This is a genomic window from Desertivirga arenae, from assembly GCF_017355785.1.
GTDB lineage: Bacteria > Bacteroidota > Bacteroidia > Sphingobacteriales > Sphingobacteriaceae > Desertivirga > Desertivirga arenae.
In genome coordinates this window covers 146,797-172,148 of sequence record NZ_JAFEWE010000009.1, presented here as the reverse complement: position 1 = coordinate 172,148, position 25,352 = coordinate 146,797, and the positions used below count along the sequence as shown (strand labels likewise).

14 protein-coding genes are annotated in these 25,352 nt (G+C 40.8%); 1 reads left to right on the top strand and 13 read right to left on the bottom strand.

Annotated elements, in window-relative coordinates; genetic code table 11:
* Positions 1-376: 376 nt before the first annotated feature.
* The 12 genes from nagB to J4N24_RS17645 all read right to left on the bottom strand — a co-directional run bounded on the left by nagB (position 377) and on the right by J4N24_RS17645 (position 23,024).
* Positions 377-2,296, bottom strand: coding sequence for a glucosamine-6-phosphate deaminase (nagB, locus tag J4N24_RS17700; RefSeq protein WP_207535049.1), 1,920 nt, complete (start codon positions 2,294-2,296; stop codon positions 377-379).
* 28 nt (positions 2,297-2,324) lie between these two features.
* Positions 2,325-5,141: an FAD-binding and (Fe-S)-binding domain-containing protein gene (locus J4N24_RS17695; RefSeq protein ID WP_207535048.1), complete on the bottom strand. Its 2,817-nt coding sequence runs from the start codon at positions 5,139-5,141 to the stop codon at positions 2,325-2,327.
* A gap of 2 nt (positions 5,142-5,143) precedes the next feature.
* Complete coding sequence (locus tag J4N24_RS17690) at positions 5,144-6,661, bottom strand: sodium:solute symporter (RefSeq protein WP_207535047.1); 1,518 nt, start codon at positions 6,659-6,661, stop codon at positions 5,144-5,146.
* A 10-nt stretch (positions 6,662-6,671) separates the two neighbouring features.
* Positions 6,672-7,484: an N-acetylmuramic acid 6-phosphate etherase gene (murQ, locus tag J4N24_RS17685; protein WP_207535112.1), complete on the bottom strand. Its 813-nt coding sequence runs from the start codon at positions 7,482-7,484 to the stop codon at positions 6,672-6,674.
* Between the two features lie 38 nt (positions 7,485-7,522).
* Entirely contained in the window at positions 7,523-8,776 is a 1,254-nt protein-coding gene (locus J4N24_RS17680) for a serine hydrolase (protein ID WP_242691697.1), read from the bottom strand.
* The gene (locus J4N24_RS17675; RefSeq protein WP_207535046.1) at positions 8,776-11,733 is read right to left on the bottom strand and encodes a serine hydrolase domain-containing protein; all 2,958 of its coding nucleotides are present in this window, start codon (positions 11,731-11,733) and stop codon (positions 8,776-8,778) included. The genes J4N24_RS17680 and J4N24_RS17675 overlap by 1 nt, the downstream gene beginning before the upstream one ends.
* Before the next feature lie 20 nt (positions 11,734-11,753).
* Complete coding sequence (locus J4N24_RS17670; protein ID WP_207535045.1) at positions 11,754-12,884, bottom strand: dipeptide epimerase; 1,131 nt, start codon at positions 12,882-12,884, stop codon at positions 11,754-11,756.
* A 3-nt stretch (positions 12,885-12,887) separates the two neighbouring features.
* Entirely contained in the window at positions 12,888-14,105 is a 1,218-nt protein-coding gene (locus tag J4N24_RS17665; RefSeq protein ID WP_207535044.1) for a C40 family peptidase, read from the bottom strand.
* 5 nt (positions 14,106-14,110) lie between these two features.
* Positions 14,111-15,973 (bottom strand): outer membrane protein assembly factor BamB family protein, encoded by a 1,863-nt coding sequence (locus J4N24_RS17660; protein ID WP_207535043.1) that lies wholly within the window; start codon positions 15,971-15,973, stop codon positions 14,111-14,113.
* A 259-nt stretch (positions 15,974-16,232) separates the two neighbouring features.
* A complete protein-coding gene (locus tag J4N24_RS17655; protein ID WP_207535042.1) occupies positions 16,233-18,071 on the bottom strand; it encodes a RagB/SusD family nutrient uptake outer membrane protein in 1,839 nt (612 codons plus the stop codon).
* 12 nt (positions 18,072-18,083) lie between these two features.
* On the bottom strand, positions 18,084-21,512 hold the full coding sequence (locus J4N24_RS17650; RefSeq protein WP_207535041.1) for a SusC/RagA family TonB-linked outer membrane protein: 3,429 nt from the start codon (positions 21,510-21,512) through the stop codon (positions 18,084-18,086).
* Between the two features lie 282 nt (positions 21,513-21,794).
* A complete protein-coding gene (locus J4N24_RS17645; RefSeq protein ID WP_207535040.1) occupies positions 21,795-23,024 on the bottom strand; it encodes an exo-beta-N-acetylmuramidase NamZ family protein in 1,230 nt (409 codons plus the stop codon).
* Between the two features lie 392 nt (positions 23,025-23,416).
* On the opposite strand from J4N24_RS17645, the gene J4N24_RS17640 reads away from it, so the two are divergent.
* On the top strand, positions 23,417-24,529 hold the full coding sequence (locus tag J4N24_RS17640; protein ID WP_207535039.1) for an acyltransferase family protein: 1,113 nt from the start codon (positions 23,417-23,419) through the stop codon (positions 24,527-24,529).
* 4 nt (positions 24,530-24,533) lie between these two features.
* On the opposite strand, the gene J4N24_RS17635 is transcribed toward J4N24_RS17640, so the two are convergent.
* Positions 24,534-25,277: a DeoR/GlpR family DNA-binding transcription regulator gene (locus J4N24_RS17635; RefSeq protein ID WP_207535038.1), complete on the bottom strand. Its 744-nt coding sequence runs from the start codon at positions 25,275-25,277 to the stop codon at positions 24,534-24,536.
* Positions 25,278-25,352: the final 75 nt, after the last annotated feature.

Below are 25,352 nucleotides of genomic sequence, written 5' to 3'. Positions count from 1 at the left end.
ATATTAACTGGTTGTTAAGAAAACATAAAACAAATATGCAGATAAAGCCCCTTTCGGGGCTCCTTTGATATAGCAAAATGAAAAGATGTAGAGGAAGGACTCGAACCTTCTATGACTGCCTGATCAGCTCTCTACGCGCTGCAAATCCAATTGCGTAAGCAAATATACCTGCTCATACTGGATCTTTTTAAGCGAATTAATATGATAACAATCGGTTAAAATTGTCTTAACGGAAACTAGCCTTTCAGAAAATTTCAAATCAGTAATAAAACCTTGAACCCATTTCCTATTACCGGAAAAGATCTTAGCTTCAAATTTTCATCGTTTCTGCCTTCTTTCAACCCCTGCAAGCAACTGCAAACACTAAGCTTCCGGTTTAATAATGAAACCTTACAAATGCTTCGATTGCTTCATATTCAGCCAGCCCCAGTTGGTTATAAGCTCTTGCTGTCTCTTTGGTCCGGTCTTCAGCCCTGATCCAGAACTCCCTTGAATCATCTCCCGGGAATACGGCACGGTCTTTTTGCGACTGGTGTTTGAAGATAGCCATACGCTTGCGCTCTACTTCCTGTGGCGAAAGTGGGACTGCCATTTCTATTTCATGGATTTCAAACTCATGCCATGCTCCGCGATATAACCACAACCAGCAATCTGCAATCCAATCCTCTGTGGCTTTAAGCCTTTTTAAAGCTTCATGGATAATATTAAAGCAGATCTTATGGGTACCGTGCGGATCGGCAAAATCACCGGCAGCATACACCTGATGAGGCTTTACCTCTTTTAACAGCTCCATCGTTTGAAGGATATCATCTTCGTAACTTACTTTCTTTTGCTTCTTAGCCCGGTCATAGAATGGAAGGTCCATGAAATGAATATGATCATCAGGAAGACCTGCATAACGGGCTCCGGCAATTGCTTCTCCCTTACGGATCAATCCTTTCACCCGCTGGATTTCTTTAAGATCCTCCTGATTGGGAGTCTTCTCGTCAAAGAAAGCCTTCATTTCTGCATATAACGCTTTAAGGTCCGTTGTATCCTGTCCTTGTGCTGCTCCAAAATCTATCGCAAACTCTACAAAACGCAGTACATCATCATCCCATACGGCTGTATTTCCTGAAGTTTGATAAGCCACATGAACATCGTGACCATGATCAGCCAGGCGGATGAAGGTACCTCCCATAGAAATTACATCATCATCCGGGTGAGGAGAGAACAACAGCACCCTTTTCTTTGCCGGATCCCTTCTCTCTGGCCGTTGTGAATCATCTGCATTTGGCTTTCCTCCCGGCCAACCTGTAATGGTATGCTGTACGGCGTTAAAGATCCTGATATTGATATCGTAAACAGGCCCCTGTTCAGTTGCCAGCTGAGCCATACCATTATTATTATAATCCTCTTCTGTAAGTTTAAGGATTGGTTTATTTACCGCCTTAGCCAGCCAGATCACCGCTTTCCTGATGTTCTTCTCATCCCAAACCATGTCTTTCACTAACCATGGCGTATTGAAGCGGGTCAAATCAGCAGCTGCATCCTGATCCAAAACGAATTCTACATTATTGGATAGCTGAAGATAGGTTGCCGGAACATCTGAAGAGATCTCCCCTTCTACTGCCTTTCGGATGATCGGAGCTTTCTTTCCGCTCCAGGCCATCAGGATAATTTCTCTTGCTTTAAAGATCGTTCCCACTCCCATGGTGATCGCCTTTACCGGAACATTTTCCTTTCCTCCAAAATCATGAGCCGCATCACGACGGGTAAGGTCGTGAAGGGTTACTACACGGGTACCCGAATTAGGTGCAGAACCAGGTTCATTAAAACCGATGTGACCGGTACGACCGATACCAAGGATCTGAACATCCAAACCTCCCAGGTCGGAGATCTTCTTCTCGTACTGCAGGCAGAACTCGTTCACTTCCTCGGGACTCAAGGTTCCATTCGGAATATTCACATTGACAGGATCAATATCAATATGATCAAACAAATTCTCGTGCATGAACCTTACATAGCTCTGCTCAGCACCTGGCTGCATAGGATAATATTCGTCGAGATTGAAAGTAATAACGTTTTTGAAGCTAAGACCTTCCTCCTTATGCAAGCGGATCAACTCGGCATACACTTGCAAGGGTGTTACCCCTGTTGCCAGTCCAAGAATTGCATGTTCAGACTTTTCCTGCTTTACTCTGATAATACCCGCTATCCGCGCGGCTACAGCTTTAGATGCAGTTTCTTTATCAGCAAAAATAGATACAGGTAGTTTTTCAAATCTGGTTTCTTCTAAGAGATTTAATCTCGACATATTTTGATGATTTGTTATTTAGACAGATTTATATACACTCATCCAACAAACACATTATCGACTCGTAATTCTTTCCTACGGCTTCAGACATTGCAATCTCACAAGTCTTTGAGCTCGAATAGTATCCATCATATTCCTGTTGCTGCACCTCCAGCGCCTCTGGCCTGGTTGCAGCAGCTGTTAATTCAGGGAATAAAAAGCCCCTGTCTCCAGCCATTCCACAGCATCCTGAATGCATAGGAACCTTTACCTCTTTAGCAAGCTGTGCCGCTATCTTCACAAACTTCCCTTCCAGGCCCATCTTTTGAAGCGAGCAAACCGGATGTAAAACTATTTTATCCTTGGTTTTCTTTACGTCGACTTTAGGTAAAAGGTAGTCCAGAACATAATCAATACTATCAATGATCTTTATACGATCATATTTTTGTTTATTCGCTTCAGTTAGTACAGAGCTGCAGGTAAGAAGCGTATGAGTACATGAAGTGATATCAAGTACCACAGGGAATCTCCCCTGCTCAGTCCATCTCCATAACTTTTCTATCGTTTCATTAGCTGTATATTCAAATGCCTTTCCGAATCCTTTCGACGAATAGATCTGACCGCAGCATGTCCCTGGAATATCATCTGGAATCTTAAACTCAACTCCTGCCTTTTCTGAAATGCTTATAAAAGTTTCAATAGTACTTTTCTTTTTATCTGCAGAGCCACCCATCACCCGCGAGATACAGGTCGGGAAATACACCACCCCACCTGCAGAAAGTTGCCTTGGCTGCTTCTTTACAATGCTTGGAGAAAGTTTTATCTGGTTTGACCAAAGCGGTACAGCAGGTATAGACTTCTTAAGCCCTTTAGTTAATTTTAGTAAAGACTGATCACCCAGAAGACTGTTTATTCCCAAGCCCCCAGCTACTCCAAGTTTAACGGAATTTTCGACCAGCTTAAAGTTCCTGGCCGTAAATAAGGCAAGCGAATTAGCGGTATCACTATGATTTTCTCTGCGAAGACGCTTAACCAACATCCCGGTATTAATATCAACAGGACAAGCAGTTGCACAAAGTCCGTCAACTGCACAGGTATCCAGTCCATCGTACTGATACTGCTGCAATAATTCCTTATACTGTTTTTTATCACCTTGCCTTTTCAGCTTAAGGATCGCTCTTCTTACCACAATCCTGCGCCGCGGCGTAAGCGTTATATCGCGACTAGGGCATTTGTGTTCGCAGAAGCCACATTCCATGCATTTGTCAACCTCTTCTTCCACCCGAGGTAGATCTTTGAGGTTCTTTATGTGAGCATTCTTATCAGAATTTATGATCACCCCAGGATTAAGAAGGTTTTCAGGATCGACCGCCTCTTTCAAGGTTTTCATGATCTGATAGATTTCGCCTCCCCATTCAGTTTCTACAAATGGAGCCATGTTCCTACCAGTACCATGCTCCGCTTTAAGCGTTCCATGATACTTTTCTACAACCAGGGTCACTACTTCCTTTAAAAAGCTGTCGTAGCGTTCTATTTCTAGCTGACTTTCGAATGCCTGGGTAACAACGAAGTGTATATTACCATCCTTTGCATGACCAAAAATGATGGCATTTTCATACTGATGTTTTTTGAACAATACCTGCAGATCCAGGATAGCATCTCCCAGAGAGGCAACAGGGAAAGCAACGTCCTCCAGAATAACGGTAGTCCCGCTTTTTCGTACAGCTCCAACAGCAGGAAACATACCTTTTCTGACCTTCCAGAGAAAGGCTTGCTGCACCGGATCCGTAGTGAATTCGGCAGGATGCAGAAGTGAAATTTCCGATCCGAGATTATGGAAGCTCTTGACCTTAGCCTGCAGTTCCACATCAGAATTAGCCTGATACTCTACCAAGAGGGCAGCAGCTGTCTCAGGAAGGAATTTTATAACTGCAGGAACCCCGTCCATATGTTCTATAGAACGCAGAGATGCCCGGTCCATCAACTCAACAGCTTCAGCACCTGAGACAGTTAATGGCACAATAGCCTGACAAGCTGCATAAATATCGCTGAAGAAAAGCAGGGAAGTAGACTTAGCCGGATAATCAGGTACTGTTGTCATCACCGCTTCTGCAATAAATCCCAGTGTTCCTTCTGCTCCGATAAGCAAATGCGCAAGGATATCCAGCGGATTCTGATAATCGACAAAAGCATTTACCGAGTACCCTACCGTGTTCTTGGTCTTATACTTATTCCGGATCAAATTTAGTAGCGAATTGTCGCCAAGGATCTGTTCCCGAAGGGACAATAATGTTTTACACAAATCAGGCAACTCGGTAATGATCCTTACATAATCTTCCGCGTTTTCGGAGGAATAAGATCTGCCATCCGGCAAAATGAACCGGATGTATTTAGTAGTGTGATACGAGTTTTTACTAACTCCGCAACACATTCCACTTGCATTATTTGACAAGATCCCACCAATCATTGCAGAGTTAATACTTGCAGGATCAGGACCTATTTTTTTTAAATGCTTTTTCAAATGAGCATTTACCATTGCTCCGGTTATTCCCGGCTGTACCCTTACAGAAGCTCCTGATTCCTCAACTAAAATTTTGTTCCAATACTGGCTCAGATCGACCAGTATCCCGTCAGTTATGGATTGTCCTGACAAGCTTGTACCTCCTGTCCGGAATGTAAGTGGTATTTTATGCGTTTTAGAAAATTGAAAAAGTGATTTAACCTCCTCTTCTGATACCGGTTGAACCACAGCCTTCGGCTGCAAATGATAAAATCCCGCATCAGCTGCGTATGCAACCAGATCTATTAATCTTGTTTTTATCCGTTCCGACGGAAGAATTGTTTCTAACAGTTTACCAGTGTTCATTACTATCTTAGTTCAGGTACTAATCCCGACCTATGCTCCTGTGAATTAAACTGAACTTCTGCTTGTTTATTACTGCTCAACAAGAGGAGAAGAAAGGTAATAAGACCATTTATTACGATCAGTTCAAATCCTATTGAGTAGCCTGTAAGTGCCAACGAGTTCGAATCAATTATAAAAGACAGAACAGGTGAGATAAGACAGATTAAAGGTACAATCTTATCTTTAACCATCCTGCGGGTTGCCATACCAAAAGCAAATAATCCTAATAATGGCCCATAGGTATAACCTGCCGCTTTAAAAATTGCATTTACAACCGATTCATCGTTAATGACCTTGAAGATCATAATAACCAGCAGCATGACAAAAGAAAATGCCAGGTGAACAGTGTGCCTGGTACGAACAAGGTTTTTACTATCCTGGTCAGCTTTCTTATCGAAGCCAAGGAAATCAACACAAAAAGATGTGGTTAAAGCGGTCAGTGCAGAATCTGTAGTAGCAAAGGTGGCTGCGGTTAAGCCAAGCATGAAAATTATTGCGGGAAGGGTACTAAGATGATTTAAAGCAATTTCCGGATAAAGATGATCTGGCGTTTTAAGATCAGCAACCGATATACCATTTGCAGCAGCAAACTCATACAACAATGCCCCCACACTTAAAAAGAAGATATTAATAATTACAAAAACAGCAGTAAACGTCAGCATGTTCTTTTGCGCTTCACCTATATTCTTACAGCTCAGATTTTTTTGCATCAGATCCTGGTCAAGGCCCGTCATGGCAACGGTAACGAATATTCCTCCCAAAAACTGCTTCAGAAAATGATTCTTACTTTCAAGGATATTATCCCAATGGAAAATAGTCGAGTAACTGCTGTTCTTTACAGTTTCAATAGTCTGCCCGATATTCAGGTTAAGACTGTCGGAGATGAACCATATCGAAAGCATTACCGCGGTAAGAAGAAATACTGTTTGAAGCGTATCGGTAATAATGATCGTTTTCAAACCTCCCTTGAAGGTGTAAGACCAGATCAGGATCAGGCAAATGCTTATAGTAACCCAAAAAGGAACGTTCCAGGCATCAAAAATAAATTTTTGAAGTACTATAGCAACCAGGTACAGCCTGAAAGCAGAACCAATAACCCTTGAAATAAGGAATATCGCTGCGCCTGTTTTATAGCTCCAGTATCCCAGTCGCTGCTCTAAGTATGTATAAATAGAGATTAGGTTCATCCGGTAATAGAGTGGTAGTAAAACAGTAGCTATCAGAACAAAGCCAACAGCGTTCCCAAGTACAAATTGAAAGTAGCCAAACTCGCTCTTAGCAACAGCCCCAGGAACGGAAATGAAAGTTACCCCAGACAGCGCTGTACCAATCATACCAAAAGCAACAAAGTACCATTTGGAATTCCGGTTAGCGATAAAAAAGCTGGTATTATCTGAAGCGCCTTTGGATGTCAGATAAGAAATTCCTATCAGAACACCAAAGTAGGCTATCAAAAATAAAAGAAGGGTAATGGGAGACATAATGATAAAATTATGAGGCTTGATAAATGCTATTGATCGCTTTACGTACGCTTCCCAATTGCTCCAGAAGAGTAGTAGCTGTTTGCTGATCTGTACCGGTTTCCTTCATGATCATTTTTACTCCACGATGGAAAAGCTTGTTATTGGTCAACTGCATATCCACCATCTTGTTGCCTTTTACCCTCCCTAACTGAATCATCACGGTGGTGGAAAGCATATTTAGAACCAGCTTTTGAGCCGTACCCGACTTCATTCGGGTGGACCCGGAGAGAAACTCCGGACCAACAACAACCTCTACAGGAAATCTTGCTTCAGCAGCAACCGGACTTCCCGAATTACAAACAATGCATCCCGTTATAATACCCTTTTCATTAGCTGTTCTTAAACCACCAATAACATAGGGTGTAGTTCCGGACGCGGCAATACCTACTACCGCATCTTTCTCATTTATATCAAATGCTTCAAGGTCTTTCCATGCCTGCTCCATGTTGTCTTCTGCAAACTCAACAGCTTTCCGGATAGCCCCATCGCCGCCCGCAATAATTCCCACCACCCAATCAAATGGAACACCGAACGTTGGAGGACATTCTGATGCATCAACTACCCCCAGCCTTCCACTGGTTCCGGCTCCTATATAGAATAAACGTCCGCCATCCTTCATCTTTTCTGCTACAGCTATGGCTAGTTTTTCTATTTGGGGAATAGATTTCTTAACTGCTTGCGGTACAGTTTGATCTTCCCTGTTAATATTCTCAAGGATCTCCGTCACACTCATCTTATCCAGATCTTTATAGATTGAGTCTTTCTCTGTAGTAATCTCCATTTGATTTAAGTCTTTATTTTCCATACTGCCCATTCATTTTATTTCCCGAAAGAGAAATCAGGTTTGTGTTTTCTTTTACGTTGTAATTCGTGCTTATATATAATCTCGCCGACTTCACGGAAGAATGGATATCCCACCTCTTCGTAATCGTACTTGTCATCATTCAGAATATCATCCTTATTCGCATAGATCACGGCAGTGAGCATAAACTCAACTTTGTTTTCAAGATCCGCTATGTAGCAATTGTCTGTGAGGAATCCATAAGACCAACCTGCCTTATTGAATATCTTAAGATTAGCAGGAATGCTCCGTTTACCATCCCTGTACATAAAGAACTTTGCGTAACTGTCGAAGTATTCCTTATCGTCATATTTAGGGTAAGTACTGGCCGAAGGCAATTGCGACATGTACTTATATAAGAAGTCGTAATCTTCCTTCTTCAAATTGAAATCCCTCTTCGGTGTCGAGCCCGGAAATAGGAGCGCCTGAAGCATTTGTTGCTGGTCTTCCAGCGGGAAACGATTATGCCTGGTGAAATCGAGCGGTTCATTTACCAATTCCTTCCCTTTCATATAACCCTTGCCTACCTTCGCCTCTTGACGAAAATCAAATTCGATCTCGCTAAATTGGGGTTTCTGCTCATAGATCAGTTTGTTATCCTTATAGAAACGAATAGGATTAGTGTGGCGGTTCTGATCCTCGTTCAGCGGAATAAAGCGCTTTACAATACGAACGTCGGTATATCCCTTTTCCCACATGATCTCGTTCAGATACTTTTGCCCATTGAATTCATACAGGCGGTTATACGCGTCATTATCACTAACTAAAAAGATCTTTTTTATATAATGACCGATTGAAGGAAGCTGATTTTCAGAACTCGAATCTTTTAACACGCTGCTCTGACCACTATAAGCACTATCCGTTAGCATTACTGCATATTTATCAAGACCTGTAATGTTTAGGGTGTTTAACTTTTCAAGAGTAGCCAGGACGGTTGGCAATTTTACAGTTGAAGCAGGATAAAAGTACTTTTCCCTGTCGGTATTGAAATGATAATACTTGAAGAAAGGTTTATTATTCCGGTCCCTGTTAATTTCGGTATATAAGATCTGGTATTGATACTGCTGTGGATCATTAAGAATGCTTGTCAATTCAGAAGATGCATTTGTTCTTAGAAGTTTCTCCAGATCAATAACATTCTTCTTTTGAGCGGAGACCGGAATTACATTCATAACAATATATAAGCTTAAAAGCAATTGCTTTAAAAGAATAAGCTTCAGACTTGGCGTCATTAATTCTTATTTAATATTGCCTGATAGATCAACTCATGAATTTTTCCTCTTACGCTCATGCTTAAGAGCTTGTTATTCTCACCATCAGGACAAACGCGATTAGACAAGAAAATATAAAGCAGGTCATACTTAGGATCTGCCCATACTCCAATACCCGTAAAGCCTGTGTGTCCAAATGTTTGAGGAGAGGCGCTTAAGCAAGGATAAGCCGTTTTTGGATCCTTATTATCCTTTTCAGGTTTGTCGAAACCCAGTCCCCTCCTGCTTATATCACTGTGGTAGGCGGTGAAGTAATCAATCGTCTCCTTCTTTAGGAGTCTTATTTTATCTAATTCTCCACCATTCAGTAGTAGAACGTATAGTTTTGCCAGGTCGGCAGCATTGCTAAAAAGGCCGGCATGTCCCGCAACACCTCCAAACATAGCAGCTCCGGGATCGTGTACATCTCCCCGTAACTGTTGAAGACGAAAGTATTTCTCGTTCTCAGTAGGAGCAATTTGATTGACAGAAAGATGTTCCAGTGGCTTGAACATGGTGGTGGCCATTCCCAAAGGAAGATAGAACGTATTTCTGGTATATTGGTCGAGGCTCTGTCCGGTAATTTGTTCAACAATCTTACCAAGAAAAATAAAATCGTTGTCACTATAAACATACTTATTGGATGGGCCTAGCTTACTGCTCAAAATCTTATGATACATGCTATCAATACGGGTTACAGGCATGTACATATTCTCGGCAACCCTTATAGGATAAAGCGCAGTTTGTGTTTCACTATAAGCCCCTGCCTTAGGTCTTCCGGACTTTTCCAGAGTTTCTTTGTAAAAAGGAATAAAAGAGACAAGGCCAGCCTGGTGTAAGAGAATATCCCTTAGTTTGAGGTTTGCTTTATCAGACCCTTTAGTCCAGGGAAGGTAATCAGCCAGTGTATTATTCAAATCCAACCTGCCCTCTTCATAGAGCTTCATCACACTCAGGGTAGTTGCCGAGATCTTAGTAACAGATGCAAGATCATAAACTGTGCTTGTACTTACAGCTTCCTTCCTATCCGTATTCAAAGTCCCATAGGCCCTTTCAAAAGCAATTTTTCCCTTCCGGGCTACCAGAACAACAGCTCCCGGGGTAGCTCCTTTAGAGATAGCGTCCAGGGCTACCGAATCTATCTTATTTAAGATCCTACTGTTCAAACCTACAGTTTCGGGATTTGCAGCCTTCAATCCTCCCGAGTTAATTCCCGTACCGTAGGTAAAATCTGGCGAAACCGTTACAGGCAGTTTACCTTTAGCTATAATTTCACCTTTAAGGAAACTTACGGCAACTTCCTGCATCAAGGGATCATCTTCGTAACAGACAACAATATTTTTAGCAGAATTAAGGTTTTTTACAGCATATGGATTTCCAAACACAAAATTGATAGTGTTAGCATTATCAGCTAAACGACGCAGGAAATAGATCGAAGTTGCACTAATACCAAAATTATTGGCGGGATATTTCTTATACCCATGAATTCCTGTAATAATAACATCATACTTACCCAGCAAACTTTGCTTAATACTTTCCAGTTTTGCCGCGTCCGCATTATAGTCAGCATAAAAACAGTCGGCTCTATACTTCTCTTTCAAAAGTTTTCCAAATTGGTTCTCTGCTGGTATTCCAATTCCAACATAGGCAATCCGTTTATTTAAACTTAAAGGAAAAAGTGACGCATCGGTCTGCCTGAGAAGCGTTATGGCATTCTCATAAACTTCGCGCTTTAATGCATTCACATCCTTATTAAGATCAGCCGCAATATTTACAGTATCAATGGGTTTAAAATTATTTGCTCCAAGGTTATATTTGGCATAAAGAACGCGTGTCACTTTATCATTAATGTCTCCCCAGCTTAACTTATCTGCTCTTATTGCTTTACGTACTTTTTTGATACTACCTTTCACATCGCCAGGAAGACAGAGCATATCATTACCAGCTATAAGCGATTGAACAGCGGCCTCACCCTGTGGGTAAAATTTCGCTACCCCCTTCATCTCTAGAGCGTCGGTAAAAGTCAGCCCTTTATATCCCAGCTGATCCCTCAGCAACTCAGTCACGTTTTTTCTGGATAATGATGTCGCCTGATTTTGAGTGGCATCTATTGATGGGATGTATAAGTGAGCTACCATCATACTCCCAACACCGGCTTTAACCATCTCTTTAAAAGGATAAAGTTCAAGCGAATCTAGTGCTGCAAGAGATTTATTGATCACCGGCAGATCAAGGTGGGAGTCAACAGCAACATCACCATGGCCTGGGAAATGTTTAGCACAAGCCATTACGCCACCGTCCTGCATACCCTTCATGATCTGGACTCCAAATCCAGCCACCTTGTACTTATCTTCCCCGAACGACCGGAAGTTTATCACAGGATTAAGAGGGTTATTGTTTATATCAACTACAGGAGCATAATCTACATGAATACCTGCACGCTTACATTGCTCCGCGATCGCCCTCCCCACTTTATAAGCAATTGCAGCATCGGGCACTGCTCCTATGGTTAGTTGATCAGGAAAAGGCCGTACATCTCCAAACCGCATTCCTAATCCGGTTTCTCCATCAATACAAACAAGTAAAGGATTTTTTGCTTTCGCCTGCAACTTATTTAATACAAGAGCTTGTTGTGGTGAATTCCCCTGAAAAAGGCAAACAGAACCTATGTTATACTTTTTTAAATACTTAAGAACCTCTTTATCATAAAACACTACATCCTTCCCCTTTCTTTCTGAAAGACGGATGACCATTAGCTGAGCAATTTTTTCCTTCTTCGATAACTTCCTCAGCTCTTGCTGTACCCAGGCATTAGCATCAGGAGATCTTTGTAAAAACTCCTGAGCTTTTGCCTTTACCAATGGGCTGATGAAAAGTGAGAATAAAAGGACCCGGGCGATCCTTCTTCTGTTTATGATATTTGTGTTAAAGAATTTCATGTCTGCTGTCTTGTTATAGATCAGATTTTTTTAATGCCAATTCCAGGAAGTTTACTTAGCGTCACTTTTCCGTTAATCACTTCAGTCCCGCGATATACATCGTTATTAATAAGCAAGGCACCATCAAGATCTGCCCAGTCAACCATAGGCGATAATTGAGATGCGGCAGATATGGCACAGGATGTCTCGGTCATACATCCGATCATGATCTTCATACCCAGAGCTCTTCCCAGATCAAGCATTTTATGTGCCTCCCTCATTCCCGTGCACTTCATTAGCTTGATATTAATACCGCTATAAACCTTGTAAGCCTTTAGAACATCGTCAATACGTTGCACAGACTCGTCACCAATAGTTGGAATGGGACTATGTTCGGTCAGCCAGGCATTATCCTCTATCTGCTCCTTAGGCATAGCTTGCTCAAGAAAAACTACACCCCTTTCGTGTAGCCAATTTGCCATCTCCAGAGCGAAGGAGCGATCCTTCCAGCCCTGATTCACATCCACACACAAAGGTTTGTCTGTAACCTGCCGGATAGTTTCAATCATCATCTTATCCGTTTCCCTGCCTAGCTTCACCTTAAGTATCTTATACGGTTCCGCCTCCTTAACTTTTTGACGAACCACTTCTGCAGTATCGATACCAATAGTATAAGAAGTAACCGGCGCATTTGCGGGGTCATACCCCCATATCTTATACCAGGGCTGCTTGATAATCTTACCTATAAGATCATGAAGCGCGATATCTATTGATGCTTTCGCTGCCCGGTTTCCTGCTTCCAGATGATCTATATAATTCAGGATGTTTTCCATTTCGAAAGGATCATCAAACCTGGAAAGATCAACCTTTGAAAGAAATCTGGTTACAGTCTCGTGAGATTCACCCAGGTAGGGCGGCATGGAAGCTTCACCATAGCCAATAATGCCATCAAACTCTAATTCCGTAAGCACTACAGGCGTAGTAGTGCGCGAACTGGTGGCCAGGTTGAAAGCGTGTTTCAAATTTAAAGTATATGGTTTGAACCGTAATCTTAGCCTGCCATTTCCACTCATCTTTCGCCTCTCTGATGCGAACAGGGCATCAGTATCCGCAAGTAAAGATGTTCCCATTAATAGTCCGGTATTTTTTATAAATTCTCTTCTATTGCCCATTTGCTATTTCTCTGGAGTGTAAAAGGGATGATCTGCAATCCTGGTTATTCCCGGCGAACCTATAACAGTAAGCATTCTTTTTGCGTTAACCAGGGTGCGCGACTGATAGCTATCATAATCAGGGCTTCCGGCTATTAAACTACTAACCCTTACCAAACCAGCTGATTGAATAAATTTCCCCTCACCTATGTAAATCGCAGTGTGCGTAACCCTTGGATTTACCACCCGGTTTTTTCCTGCCGCAAAGAATAGCAAGTCACCTGCCTTTAAATTCTTAAGTGCCTTTTCTAAGCTAACACTATCACCTTGAAAAACATCAACTTGGTCGCCACATAACACTTGCTGTGAAGCATCTCTGGGCAACATGATCCCGTTTAAAAAATAAGAAGTTTTAGTAAAACCACTGCAATCCAACCCTTTAGAGGAAGTACCTCCCCACAGATAAGGAACACCCATTAAAGAGCGGGCAGTCCCAAGAATTTCTTTTGCGCCTGGATCTGGTCTTGCCAGCCAATCCTTATAAGGCATCGCATCTTTAACTCTTATGTAACCAGTTCTGTTGTCAGGATATCGAACCTTATAAAACTTCTTATCTTTCTCCAGGACACTAAAAATATCACCGGCGACGATGTCTGATACCTGAGACGATTTTTCTGTAGCATTTTGGAAAACCTGTCCATACTCAACCAGTACCACAATCTTCTCTGCTGTCTGGTACTTCTGAAACTCTTCGGTATTGAAGGTTGCTATACCTGTATCGTCTGTCCAGGAGAGATAGTTATCCGGGCTTCGAACAAGGTAGTATCCTCTCTCCTTTTTCAATAGTTGTACTGGTGTACCGAGGAGAAGTTGAGTAGCCATCTCTGCAGCATTATCAGGAGCGAAACGATTATTACATACTGATAATGTAGCCAGCCCCCATGTCTTATCTCCTAAGTCCTTAACCGGCAGCAAAGACTCTCTAACCACTGCATTAAGACCTTGTTTATAAAGATCAAACTTCAATCCCTCAATAGCAGCAGGTTCCGAGCTTTCTACTTTTAATACAAGAGGTTCGTAGCTCTCAATATTCACTTTATAATAAGCGGTTCTCTTATCAGCAGCATATTTCTTTTGCACCTCATTGATCAGTTTCCAAACCCCGGCAGAATCGGCCAGGGTTGTGGCTGCTACCTCAAAGCATACAAAAAAGAGAATAATATTTAATAAGAGTTTCTTCACTACGACTATTTTAAGGAGTATTCCAAACAAGCAATCTTGCCATCCATTGTACTTACAATCACTTTATCCTTACCTAGAGGCATTAGAGGATTCATCAGGCAGTTGGAGGTTTTATATTGCCACAAAACCTTTCCCGATTTGCGATCAAGAGCAGTAGCAAGTCCTGAATGAGAAGGAATAAAGACAACACTTCGACTTTCAACTAAGGCTGATGGAGTCAGCTCATAAGGCAATTTTAGTTCAGCTTTCCAGGCTAAATCCATATCAGAAGCGGTAGTGGAGATGCCATAAAGTTCTCCATCCATTGTTTTAACAAAAACAAGACTGCCATCTTCTGATAAACCCATAGATTCTCTTACTCTAACGTCTCTCATTTGCTTTCTCCATAAAACCTCTCCAGTTTTAGCATTAAAGGCTGTCATATACCTATCAGGAGCTACTATAAATACCCTCCCATATGCACCTACAGGATAACATGCCGCTGGAGAAAACATACGATTTGATGCTCCATTATTCCATTTCCAGACAAGTTTGCCTGTCTTAATTTCAAGAGCATAAAAATCATTTGCCCAGCATCCAAAATAAATCATCCCCTCATAGATTAACGGTTTTGTCACTACAAATCCCTTAACCTCATCAAAGTCCCATAATAACCTCCCGGATTTAAGTTCCAGAGATCTAAAATGTCCATCTGAGGCACCTATAAAAATCTGATTCCCCTTTATTACAGGAGAACCAAGAACGGGTTTGGTTGCAGCGTACTTCCAAAGCAGTTTACCTGAAGACGCAGAAAGACAGTAAATGAAATTATCTGAAGAACCTACTGTAAGGTAGTCTCCCTCTACTGCTGGTGTAGAATAAATTTTACCACCTGTCTTGAACTCCCAGACCTTTCTTCCGTCCTTCTTATCGAGTGCGTATACCCATCCCTTCGTATCTGTGGCGAATATGAGTTTCTTTGAAGCAGCAGTACCTGCACCAATATCGCTTTGATCCTGATATTCCCAAAGTAGCTTAACCTGAGTATTTTTCTTGTTTAATGCAAATGAGGGTCTGAAATACGATGTAGTGTCATTGTCAAAATGAGGATTAACCAATTCTACTTCTGCCCACGTTCTCAGACCTCCTAATCCCGGTTTCTTCTCCTCAAAGGTCGCCTTCCCCTTATTAATAGTAACGATGGTATATCCTCCAACACTGTCTTTGGCACGTAAGTTAGAGCGCCCCATTACGGATGGAATACCTTCAACTGAAAATCTCCTATTAGCATGTCCGTGACCGCACAATACCAATTGAACATTCTTTTTCTTCAAACGGTCTAAAGCTTCATACCAATTATTTTGCGCAGAATCCTGAGGGTAGTGATTAAGATAAATAACAGGCATTGCAGGATCTTGCATATTCGAAAGAACAGAGTCTAGCCACACTACATTTTCTCTTGGAATTTGCCCTGGTCCCATACGCATATTGGGACCAGAGCTTGTTCCAACAAACAAGAAACCGCCTCTTACAAAGGAGAACGTTTCGCCCCCGAAAATTCTCCTAAAGCTATTACTACCACTTTCAGACCAGTTCGAATCATGGTTACCTGCAATAACATACCAGGGTTTATTTAAACTATCAAGGATTTGCTTTGCCAGTTTCAACTCTTCATCCGAGCCGAATTCAGTGACATCTCCAGTAATGACCGCAAAATCGAGTGATGAATTAGCATTTACGTCTAACACAGTACGACGAAGATCTTCAGCGGCTGTATTATTTCCAATATGAGTGTCGGATATAAACGCAAACTTTAACGATTGTGCATTCGCAGAGAAAGTTATCCAACTTAGAATCCAACCTGCGATAACGCTATTAATAATTTTCATTCTTTAAATTTTACTTAATCCTCGCCCTATACACCAAAAACTGCACGAATCCGCATAAGATGTCCTCGAAATTTTAGAAAGACAACTTAGAAAAAAAGCATTTGTGCAATATTAAATAACAAACAGGCACAAACAAGCACGTCATTTCGAAAACAAAGACTAATGTTAATGAAGATGCATCCTTTGTTTTAGAAAGCAATTTAGTTGCTAATATAAAAGAGCGCGAAGCTCCTCTATATTAGCAACCTTGATATGAGCTTTACCAGTTAACAGTTTGAGTAAGATTATATCCTCTTTCTTTGTATTGAATAATCTGGTTTTGACCAACTGGAGATAAATATACTGCATCAGAGAATCCATTACGATTTGACGCGTTTTCAACCATCCAAAATCCAACTAACGCATCTCCATTAGTCCCATTATAAGTAATAATCGTTCCATCCATCCTCTTTACTCTCACTCTTCCAACATTTGCAGCAGTCAGATAGGCGGGCACCTCAGCCTTTACATTCACCCACGGCCCAAGAAAGTAGTCAGAGTTTTTACTAAAGTCCATATACTGAATCTTCTTCCAACGCTTGAGATCGAGCAATCGGGTATGCTCAAAGACAAATTCCATACGTCTTTCGCGGCGAATTTCCCAGATTAAAGCTGGAACATCGGCATCCCGAGCCGGGTCTTCAGGAAGAGCTGCTAAAGTTAATGGGGCTGTTTTTTGCACACCTTTTGCTATAGCAGCAGCGTCTAAAGGACGGTTTCGGATGGCATTTATTGATTTGTTTAAGTCAGCTTGGGTAATAGCAGAACTAGAAAAGTATTCCGCTAACACTGCTTTTGCCTCTATCCAATTTAGAACAACCTCTGCCAGTCGAATTATAGGTGCGTCACTTGTATTGGTATTACTTCCCCAAGCCGGAGGATAGGTTTTTCCGATATAAGTTATTGCTTCCCTTGATGCAAACTTATACCCATAAAGCAAAGTAGCTGATTTATCAAGAGCTCTATCAATAAAAGAAGCTTCGAAACGTGGATCGCGCGTCTTTATAAGATCAGCAATAGCAAAGCTAGAGGCGTTTGGAATAGTTGAATTCTGCCATACCTTTCCATCATTAACAAGAAAAGACTTAATAAGAACTAAGTTGGCATCAACGCCGTTTGACTCAGTTCCATTTTGATAAGAGCCAACACTATGTGTTACACCTAAAGTAGCATCATATGTCCTATACAATAAAACTTCCGGGTGCCCCGCAAGACTTTCTGAAGAGAATAAGGATTTAAAATCTCGGGTAAAATTATACTTATTGCTATTCATTACCACTTCTGAAGCTTCCACAGCTAATTCCAAATATTTTTTTGATCTTGACGCATCAAGATTATGGTAATGCTCAAAAGTGCCCTCAAATAACATAAATCTTGAGATAAATGCTGCCGCTATGTATTTATTCAAATTTTGCGTACCGTCATTTTCCCTCATATTAGCAAGTACATATTTGAAATCATCATAAACCTTGTCCATTACGATGCCACGGTTATCGCGATCCTTATATAATACATCCCATTCACTATCGCCTATTACTCTATCAAAATATGGCACATCTCCAAATACACTTACCAGTCGACTATATTCAAAACCTCGAAAAAAGCGCGCAACAGACATCCAATGTTTATAAGCTTCAGCTGTTAATTTTGGTTGGGCCACATTTTCCACTCTATCGATAAACAAATTTGATTTTCTTACCCAAGCAAAGTTCCATGATGGCCCAGCGTATTGAGTTAACATGCTGGGAGTTTCAGATGCTGCCCCCCGACTTGAAGGAACAGTGTTCTCAAAGTTACTTTGCACATTTTTAGCGGTCAAATCGTCAGAAAATGTATATCCTCTCACTGGGGCATAGTCAGTACCAAACCCGGAATTGTATCCTGGGAAGTAATTGAGGTAAAATCCATTTGCAAACAACCGAACGTCATCCTCATTTCTCCAAAATTCAGTGTCAATTACTTTTGTAATCGGTGGCCGATCTAAAACATCTTTTTTACATGATGCGACTAAAATACTTAGAGCCACTATGCTATATATAAATCTCGTAAGAACTTTCATTTTTACTTTATTTTAAAAATTCAATTGTATGCCAAATGAAGCAGTTTTAAATGCTGGTACACCAACACCAGTACGACCCGAATTATAATTACTTGAATTCCACATTGAATATCCATTAATAGCCTCAGGATCAATAGGCAAATCTCCAAGTTTATCCCATGTTATAAAATTTTCCAAAGCCGTGTAAACCCTAAGTGAACTTATATTAACTTTTTTTAGTAGCGATTTAGGTAATGAATATCCGACAGTAAGGTTCTTAAGCCTTAGATAGGCCATGTTCAAAAGGTAACGGGTTTGGATTTGCATATTATTGCCAGTATTAGCCCCACCCAGATCATAAGCTCTTGGATAAAAGGCACCAGTATTATCAGGAGTCCAATAATTACTTGCAATTGCCTCTGGCATTGCTCCATCACCAGATGCGTAACCCGCGATAGATGTCGATCCATTTCCCCAAATCTTACGGCTTCCTACACCTTGAAAAAAGGCACTAACATCAAATCCTTTAAAATCTGCACCTAAACGAAATCCATATTCATATCTTGGTGTAGAATTTCCTATGATTTCTAAATCCCCATAGTCGTCGATCAATTGATTTCCGTTATTCAATTCCCCATCTCCATTTGAATCTACAAACTTGACATCCCCTGGGCCAAACCGGAAATTAGAACTATTCTGCAAGAACACTTGATAAACTGGCTTTTCTCCATTCGGTCCAGACTTCAGCTTATAGGCCTTTAAAGCCGTGGGATCATTCTTACCATACTTGGCACTTTCATTTGGAGTAATATTTATCAACTGTAGGTTACCGTTAGCATCTAGCTCAAAATCATCCAACTGATACAGACGATCTGTCTTGTAACCCCAAATCTCGCCTACAGTTCTCCCCACGTAGTTACTATTAACGCCTTTAGTGCTTCCATAGGCTGTTATAATTGATTTAGCATCGGAGACATTTCCTCTAAAATTAATTCCAAGTCCATTGCTAAACTTATGATTAAAGTCTATTGCGAATTCCCAGCCTTTTGTTTCCAAAGATCCATAATTACTTTCAGGGGCGGACACTCCAAGTGTTAGAGGAACTCCTTCCGCGGGAACTATCATATTGTTTGTATTCCTTTGGTAAACATCAAAAGATAGACCTAAACGACTATTGAAGAAACTTGCATCAAGGCCTAAACCTTTCGTTTCAATATCTTGCCACTTAACAGAAGAAGAGATTGCTGCAGGTGAACCTACGTAATTCGCTTTCGCTCCGGAGCCTCCAATCCAATTAATTGGTCCACTATCCATCAATGGAAGATATAGTGTATTTGGAACTGTTTGATCGCCAATTGACCCCCAAGACCCTCTGAATTTTAAATTACTTAATACCGGATTGGACCATTCCATAAAACCTTCCTTGCTTACAACCCATGCAGCTGAGAACGAAGGGAACCAGCGCCACTGTAAATCGGTAGGAAATTTCGAGGACCCGTCATATCGTAAGTTTCCCTCTAAAAGATACTTGTCTTTAAATCCATAATTAATTCTGCTAAAATATCCTAACTGAGCCTCCCAAAACTTGTCTCCACCTCCGGTATAAGTACCAACCCCAAAGTTGAATTGAGGATTTGTAATATCACTAAGATTTGTAACCTGGGTCCATTGAGACTCTACATCATCAGCTACACGGTTTAAGCCTAATAAGAATTTAAAGGTATTATCCTTATTTAAACTATAATCAAAAGTTGTATAGGCATTCAAAGTGTGCCTTTTAAAATCCTCTGCTGATCTATAAAGGTGGTCAGGATTTGTACCCGCTGCAGTGTAAGTATCCATAGATAAATCATATGCGACCATTGCTCCCGCCTCAGTACTTGCAACCACCTGACCTTGGGAGTTTACGTACACTGGATTTCCTGCAGCATCCACTCTTGCCTTGGGCGCTACCCAAGAATTTCTTGCCGTATATCTAGTTCCGGGACGATTCCAGGTCTCATTTTGGTTTGAAAAGGCATAATCAACATCTATTTTCCAATTTTTTAAAATATTCACCGTTCCACCAAAATTCACATTCATATAGCTCTGAAGAATATTCGCTGTATTTGCCGCAGCTGCCTCACTAGCCGGACTACGAATCGGATCGCCATTCTCATCACTCCCAAGAGGAAATAGAGGACTCCAACGGTAAATATAAAGCCAAGGATCCGCCGTGGTAGAATTAGTTATATAAGCATAGTCTTTATTCCTCCTGGCATAAATAGCTCCAGCACGGGCAGTAAAATATTTGTTAATCTCACTTGATACCCGTAACGATGCATTATATCTACTGAACTCATCTGATTTTGATGGCTTCATCATTCCACTTTGATTTAATGCAGCAAGGCCGATGTTATATGATGTCTTATTGACCGTTCCGCCTACCGATAGATTATGCTGCTGGGTGGGTGCCCATTCTTTTACCATTGCTGAATATGGATCATAAGTTCTTACACCGTACTTCTGACCGTTTAATACATACCAATCTCTACCAAATACAGTAGGATCATCAGCCCCAATTGTATTGCCATATTTCTCCTTCCACTCTACTGCTTTATTGTAACTAGCGCGATCCACCTTGTAGAAAGCTCCCGTCGATGTGCCTCCTACGCGCTCAATAGCATCTACAGAATACTTAAGGGCATTTACATCAGCCATCTGTAAGTCCTTCCAAGGATTTTGATAAGAAAAATTACTCGAAAAGTTAACTTGTGGCTTTGCCGATCCAGATCCCTGTTTTGTTGTAATTAAAACCACTCCAAAAGCAGCCTTAGCACCATAAATAGATGATGAGGCCGCGTCTTTAAGAATACTTATAGACGCAATATCATTAGGGTTAACTAATTGGATACTTGGAATCTCAACGTTATCTAAAAGAATAAGCGGAGAAGATCCCCCTCTTATTGAGCCTATTTGCCCTCTGATTTTGATAATAGGATCAGATCCAACCTCCCCACTTGGGATAGTTACACTCACCCCTGCAGCAGCACCTTGAATCGCCCTTCCTGCGTCAGCAACAGGTCTCCCCTCTATGGTTTTCTTAATATCGATAGTTGAAACAGCACCTGTAAGATTACCCTTTTTCTGTGTACCGTATCCAACAACAACCACTTCGTTGAGACTTTTAGTATCAGACCCGAGCTTTACATTCATAACTGCGTCATCTCCTACAGTTCTTTCAAGTGGAGCAAACCCTACAAAAGAAAACACAAGGACCTGCCCTTTAGAGGCACTAATTGCAAATTCCCCATTCATTCCTGTACTGGTCCCTGATGCACTTCCCTTAATTTTAACAGAAACACCAGGAAGAGGCAGTCCATCTTCTTCAGCTGTTACCTTCCCGGTTATTCTTTGCTGAGCAAAAACCTTGAAGACCAAGAAGACCATCGCCAAGCTTAACATGAGTAGTCTTTTTTTCATACTTAAATTAATGATTATGTATAGTTGAGTAAATTCAATAACAAAGTGCAAAACACAGCAAAAACAGGCAACACTAACACCTAAATACCGGTAACTATATCAAATATAGTACTAAAAACTGCAGCATTCAAAAAACTTAACGCATAAAAACGCATAAAAGAGCAAAAAAAATCTACAGAAAAGCGAAATCGAGCAACGAACACCACAAAAACGCAATTAAACTAAGAAAAACACCAACAACCACTCTGAAAACCAAAATAATTAACTTAACGCACCACAACCTTAAGAATAGATCAAATATTTCTTTCTAATAGCCTTGAACTTCTCCAATCCCTCCTTCCAGGTTTTCCTGATCTTTGCTTCAGACCACCCGGCCTGAATTTGTTGCTTTAAATCACTTACACCCGCCAGCTTATCAAAGTTCCCAATCTCTTTGCTCTGCCTATAATCGAAAAAGCGTTCCTTCTCCGGGTAAGCAGCATATAATTCCTTTAGCCATTTTAGGTTTATTTGCTTAGCAGCCCTTAACTCCTGTTCAGTTATACGATTCAAATCACGACCAAAACAAGCTTTATCCATATGCAGAGGAGTTTCACTCATCCCTTTTATACTCTTGGGAGTGAAAGAAAATGAGTACTTGCCCTTCAATTCCGGATTTCCCAATACTGTAAAAGGCTGCATTGTTCCCCTACCCTGGCTGATAACAGTTCCCTCAAAAAGACATGTAGAAGGATAAAGCAGGATAGATAGAGGAGTATTTAAATTAGGAGAAGGATTAACAGGCAACCTATAGGGCATTTCGTGAGAGTAGTTGGCTACAGGAATAACTTTAATTTTACATTTTATATGATTAGCGAGCCAGCCCTCCCCGTTTATCATTTGTGCAAATTCACCCACTGTCATTCCATGAGCAATAGGAACGGGATGAATTCCTATACCTGATTTAAGGTTCGGGTCCAGAATGGGGCCATCGATTAGATAACCGTTAGGGTTAGGCCGATCCAGGATAAGCAGCTCTTTGCCGTTTTCGGCACATGCTTCCATTACCCTATGCATAGTAATTATATAGGTATAAAATCTGGCGCCTACATCCTGTATGTCAAAAACAACCAGATCCAGGTCCTCCAACATCTGCGCTGTCGGCTTCTGGGTCTTTCCATATAAGGATACAACCTGGATACCAGTCTTTGGATCTACTGAATCAGAAATCTTAACACCGGCTCCAACGTCTCCTCTGAAACCATGCTCCGGACCAAACACCTTTACAATATTTACCCCAAGTGCTTTTAGACTATCTACACTATGTTTTTTTCCGATAATGGAGGTTTGATTTACTACCATCCCGATACGCTTACCTCTTAAATAGGAAAGATATTTATCAAGTTGATCAGCACCGGTAATGATCGTTGGTTGTTTAATTCCCTCTGTCGTCTTAGCAGCTATTGCTGCTGTAGGAAAAACGACAGTAGAAAAAAGAAAGAATAGCATGAAATAACACCGAGATCTTTTCATAAATATTATTTACAAATTATTTTATACCAGTTCTGTTAGTCAAGCTTGTAAAAATCGTTCTCAATGCAGAGCTGCCTGATAAAAGCAGCATATTTACTCAGCTTATTACAAGCGACAGCTAAATCAAGATGTATAATCATTAATGCACCAGCTGCATTGCCATGATTAGGTTTTTATAATTTGGTTAGTTACCTTTTAAGTATAAATCAAACTTAATAAAGAAATTTATAAAACGCAAGAAAACGCAAAATTTTTTAAACAAACATGCAGAAACCTGAAAAATAAGATTTAAACGAGTATATTAGATTATTGACTCCTAAATAAATGCGGATTTATGCACGTCAAATCCGCTTGACTAAAACAAGCTATTGATCCCTTTATTAAAAATTCACATGAAAACACGTTTGCTCTCTCTTGACGTATTCCGCGGCGCTACAGTAGCAGCTATGATCCTGGTCAATAATCCAGGTAGTTGGGGACATATTTATCCCCCTCTTGAGCACGCTTCGTGGAACGGCTGTACTCCTACAGACATGATCTTTCCGTTTTTTATCTTCATAGTCGGGGTATCAATTGTATTTTCGCTACAGAACAAGAAACCTGAAACGAACCAACATAAGAAGCTCCTGCTAAAAATTTTAAAAAGGGCTATTATTCTCTTTCTACTGGGACTTTTATTAGCATTATTTCCTGCCTTCGAATTTTCAACTGTCAGGATCCCGGGTGTTCTGCAACGTATTTCTATCGCATTTCTGATCACCTCGATTATTTTCCTAAAAACAAATTTCAGAGCGCAGTTTTGGATATTTTGCTCGCTACTCGTACTCTATTGGTTGGCAATGACCTTCATTCCTGTTCCTGGTATTGGATTCGCTAACTTGCAACCAGAAACAAATTTAGGCGCCTGGCTTGACAGAAAAATAATAACGGAAGCACATTTATGGAAATCAACAAAGACCTGGGATCCCGAAGGAATATTGAGCACCATGCCTGCTGTAAGCTCTTGTCTTGCCGGAACCCTTACCGCTCAGTGGCTTCAACGAAAAGGAACAACTATCGAAAAAAACCTTTTAGGAATCATATCAGCCGGCGTCATATCGTCAATCATTGCTCTTATTTGGGATTCAGTATTTCCCATAAATAAATCGCTTTGGACCAGTTCTTATGTATTGTATACTGGAGGATTAGCAGCTATATTTTTTGGAATTCTCTATTGGATAATTGACGTGCAAGGCAGAAAGAATTGGACCCTTCCTTTTGTTGCCTTCGGTCTGAATGCCATTACTGTATTCTTTCTGAGTGGGATCATTGCTAAAAGCATGAACAATATTAAGGTAATAAAGGGATCAGAAGAAGTATCCCTAAAAACCTTCCTTTACGAGTCCTATTTTAGCCCCTACTTTTCTGAATTAAATGCATCATTAGCATGGGCGATCTGCTTCGTTTCTATATGGTTCCTGATCCTGTGGATGATGTACAAAAGAAATATTATAATTAAGGTCTAAACTTCTACAAAAGCTCAACATACTTGGAATACCCTTCCAAAGCTGGATCAGAAGGATCAAGGTCGGTTACAAGATAATTGATAGCACTTAGATTGCAGACCTTCATTTTCTGAACAGAATCAAGCTTCTCGGCAATGCTAACGATAGCCGTTCTCTTGGCAGCCTTTAGCATTGCTTTTTTTACCTGTACCACTTCCATATCTGAATCAGAAATTCCAGCCTCCAATGATAAACCGTTAGTACCTAAAAAGCATAAATCAACATGAATCTCTGAAAGCTGGTTGACCACCATAGAGCCTACGGAAATATGAGCATTTGGAGAAAGCTGCCCCCCTAAAAGAATAACATTAATATTAGAGTTTTCTACAAGTTCTAAAGCAACCAAAGGACTTACAGTGAAAAAGGTCGCTCTTAGATTTTTTGGCACCATTCTGGCAATCTCGATCATTGTGGTACCACCGCCTACCAAAAGCACCATCTCATCCTTTATAAGAGACAAAGCTTTTTTTGCTATTTCCTTTTTTGAGTCTTTGGCATAAGTCTCTTTTTCCGTGAAGGGATAATGGAATGACTTTGACAGAGCCCCTCCATAAACTTTGATGATCTTGCCTGATTCTGCCAATTCGTTCAAATCACGCCTGACTGTATCCTCAGAAACATTCAACTCAGTACTGAGATCGGATGACAATACTTTATTGTGTAAGTTAATTTGCTTAATGATATATGCCTGACGCTCTTCTTTTAACATTATTTAAAGGAAAACATTTGTAGTCTCCAAATATATAAAATTGAAAGAAGTAAATATTTATGTTTATGACAAGGC

Coding starts and splice junctions, on each gene's coding strand:
- J4N24_RS17660 (WP_207535043.1), bottom strand. CDS start 15,973: ATGAAAATTATTAATAGCGTTATCGCAGGTTGGATTCTAAGTTGGATA.
- J4N24_RS17690 (WP_207535047.1), bottom strand. CDS start 6,661: ATGTCTCCCATTACCCTTCTTTTATTTTTGATAGCCTACTTTGGTGTT.
- J4N24_RS17645 (WP_207535040.1), bottom strand. CDS start 23,024: ATGAAAAGATCTCGGTGTTATTTCATGCTATTCTTTCTTTTTTCTACT.
- J4N24_RS17635 (WP_207535038.1), bottom strand. CDS start 25,277: ATGTTAAAAGAAGAGCGTCAGGCATATATCATTAAGCAAATTAACTTA.
- J4N24_RS17670 (WP_207535045.1), bottom strand. CDS start 12,884: ATGGGCAATAGAAGAGAATTTATAAAAAATACCGGACTATTAATGGGA.
- J4N24_RS17695 (WP_207535048.1), bottom strand. CDS start 5,141: ATGAACACTGGTAAACTGTTAGAAACAATTCTTCCGTCGGAACGGATA.
- J4N24_RS17650 (WP_207535041.1), bottom strand. CDS start 21,512: ATGAAAAAAAGACTACTCATGTTAAGCTTGGCGATGGTCTTCTTGGTC.
- J4N24_RS17640 (WP_207535039.1), top strand. CDS start 23,417: ATGAAAACACGTTTGCTCTCTCTTGACGTATTCCGCGGCGCTACAGTA.
- J4N24_RS17655 (WP_207535042.1), bottom strand. CDS start 18,071: ATGAAAGTTCTTACGAGATTTATATATAGCATAGTGGCTCTAAGTATT.
- nagB (WP_207535049.1), bottom strand. CDS start 2,296: ATGTCGAGATTAAATCTCTTAGAAGAAACCAGATTTGAAAAACTACCT.
- J4N24_RS17675 (WP_207535046.1), bottom strand. CDS start 11,733: ATGAAATTCTTTAACACAAATATCATAAACAGAAGAAGGATCGCCCGG.
- J4N24_RS17680 (WP_242691697.1), bottom strand. CDS start 8,776: ATGACGCCAAGTCTGAAGCTTATTCTTTTAAAGCAATTGCTTTTAAGC.
- murQ (WP_207535112.1), bottom strand. CDS start 7,484: ATGGAGATTACTACAGAGAAAGACTCAATCTATAAAGATCTGGATAAG.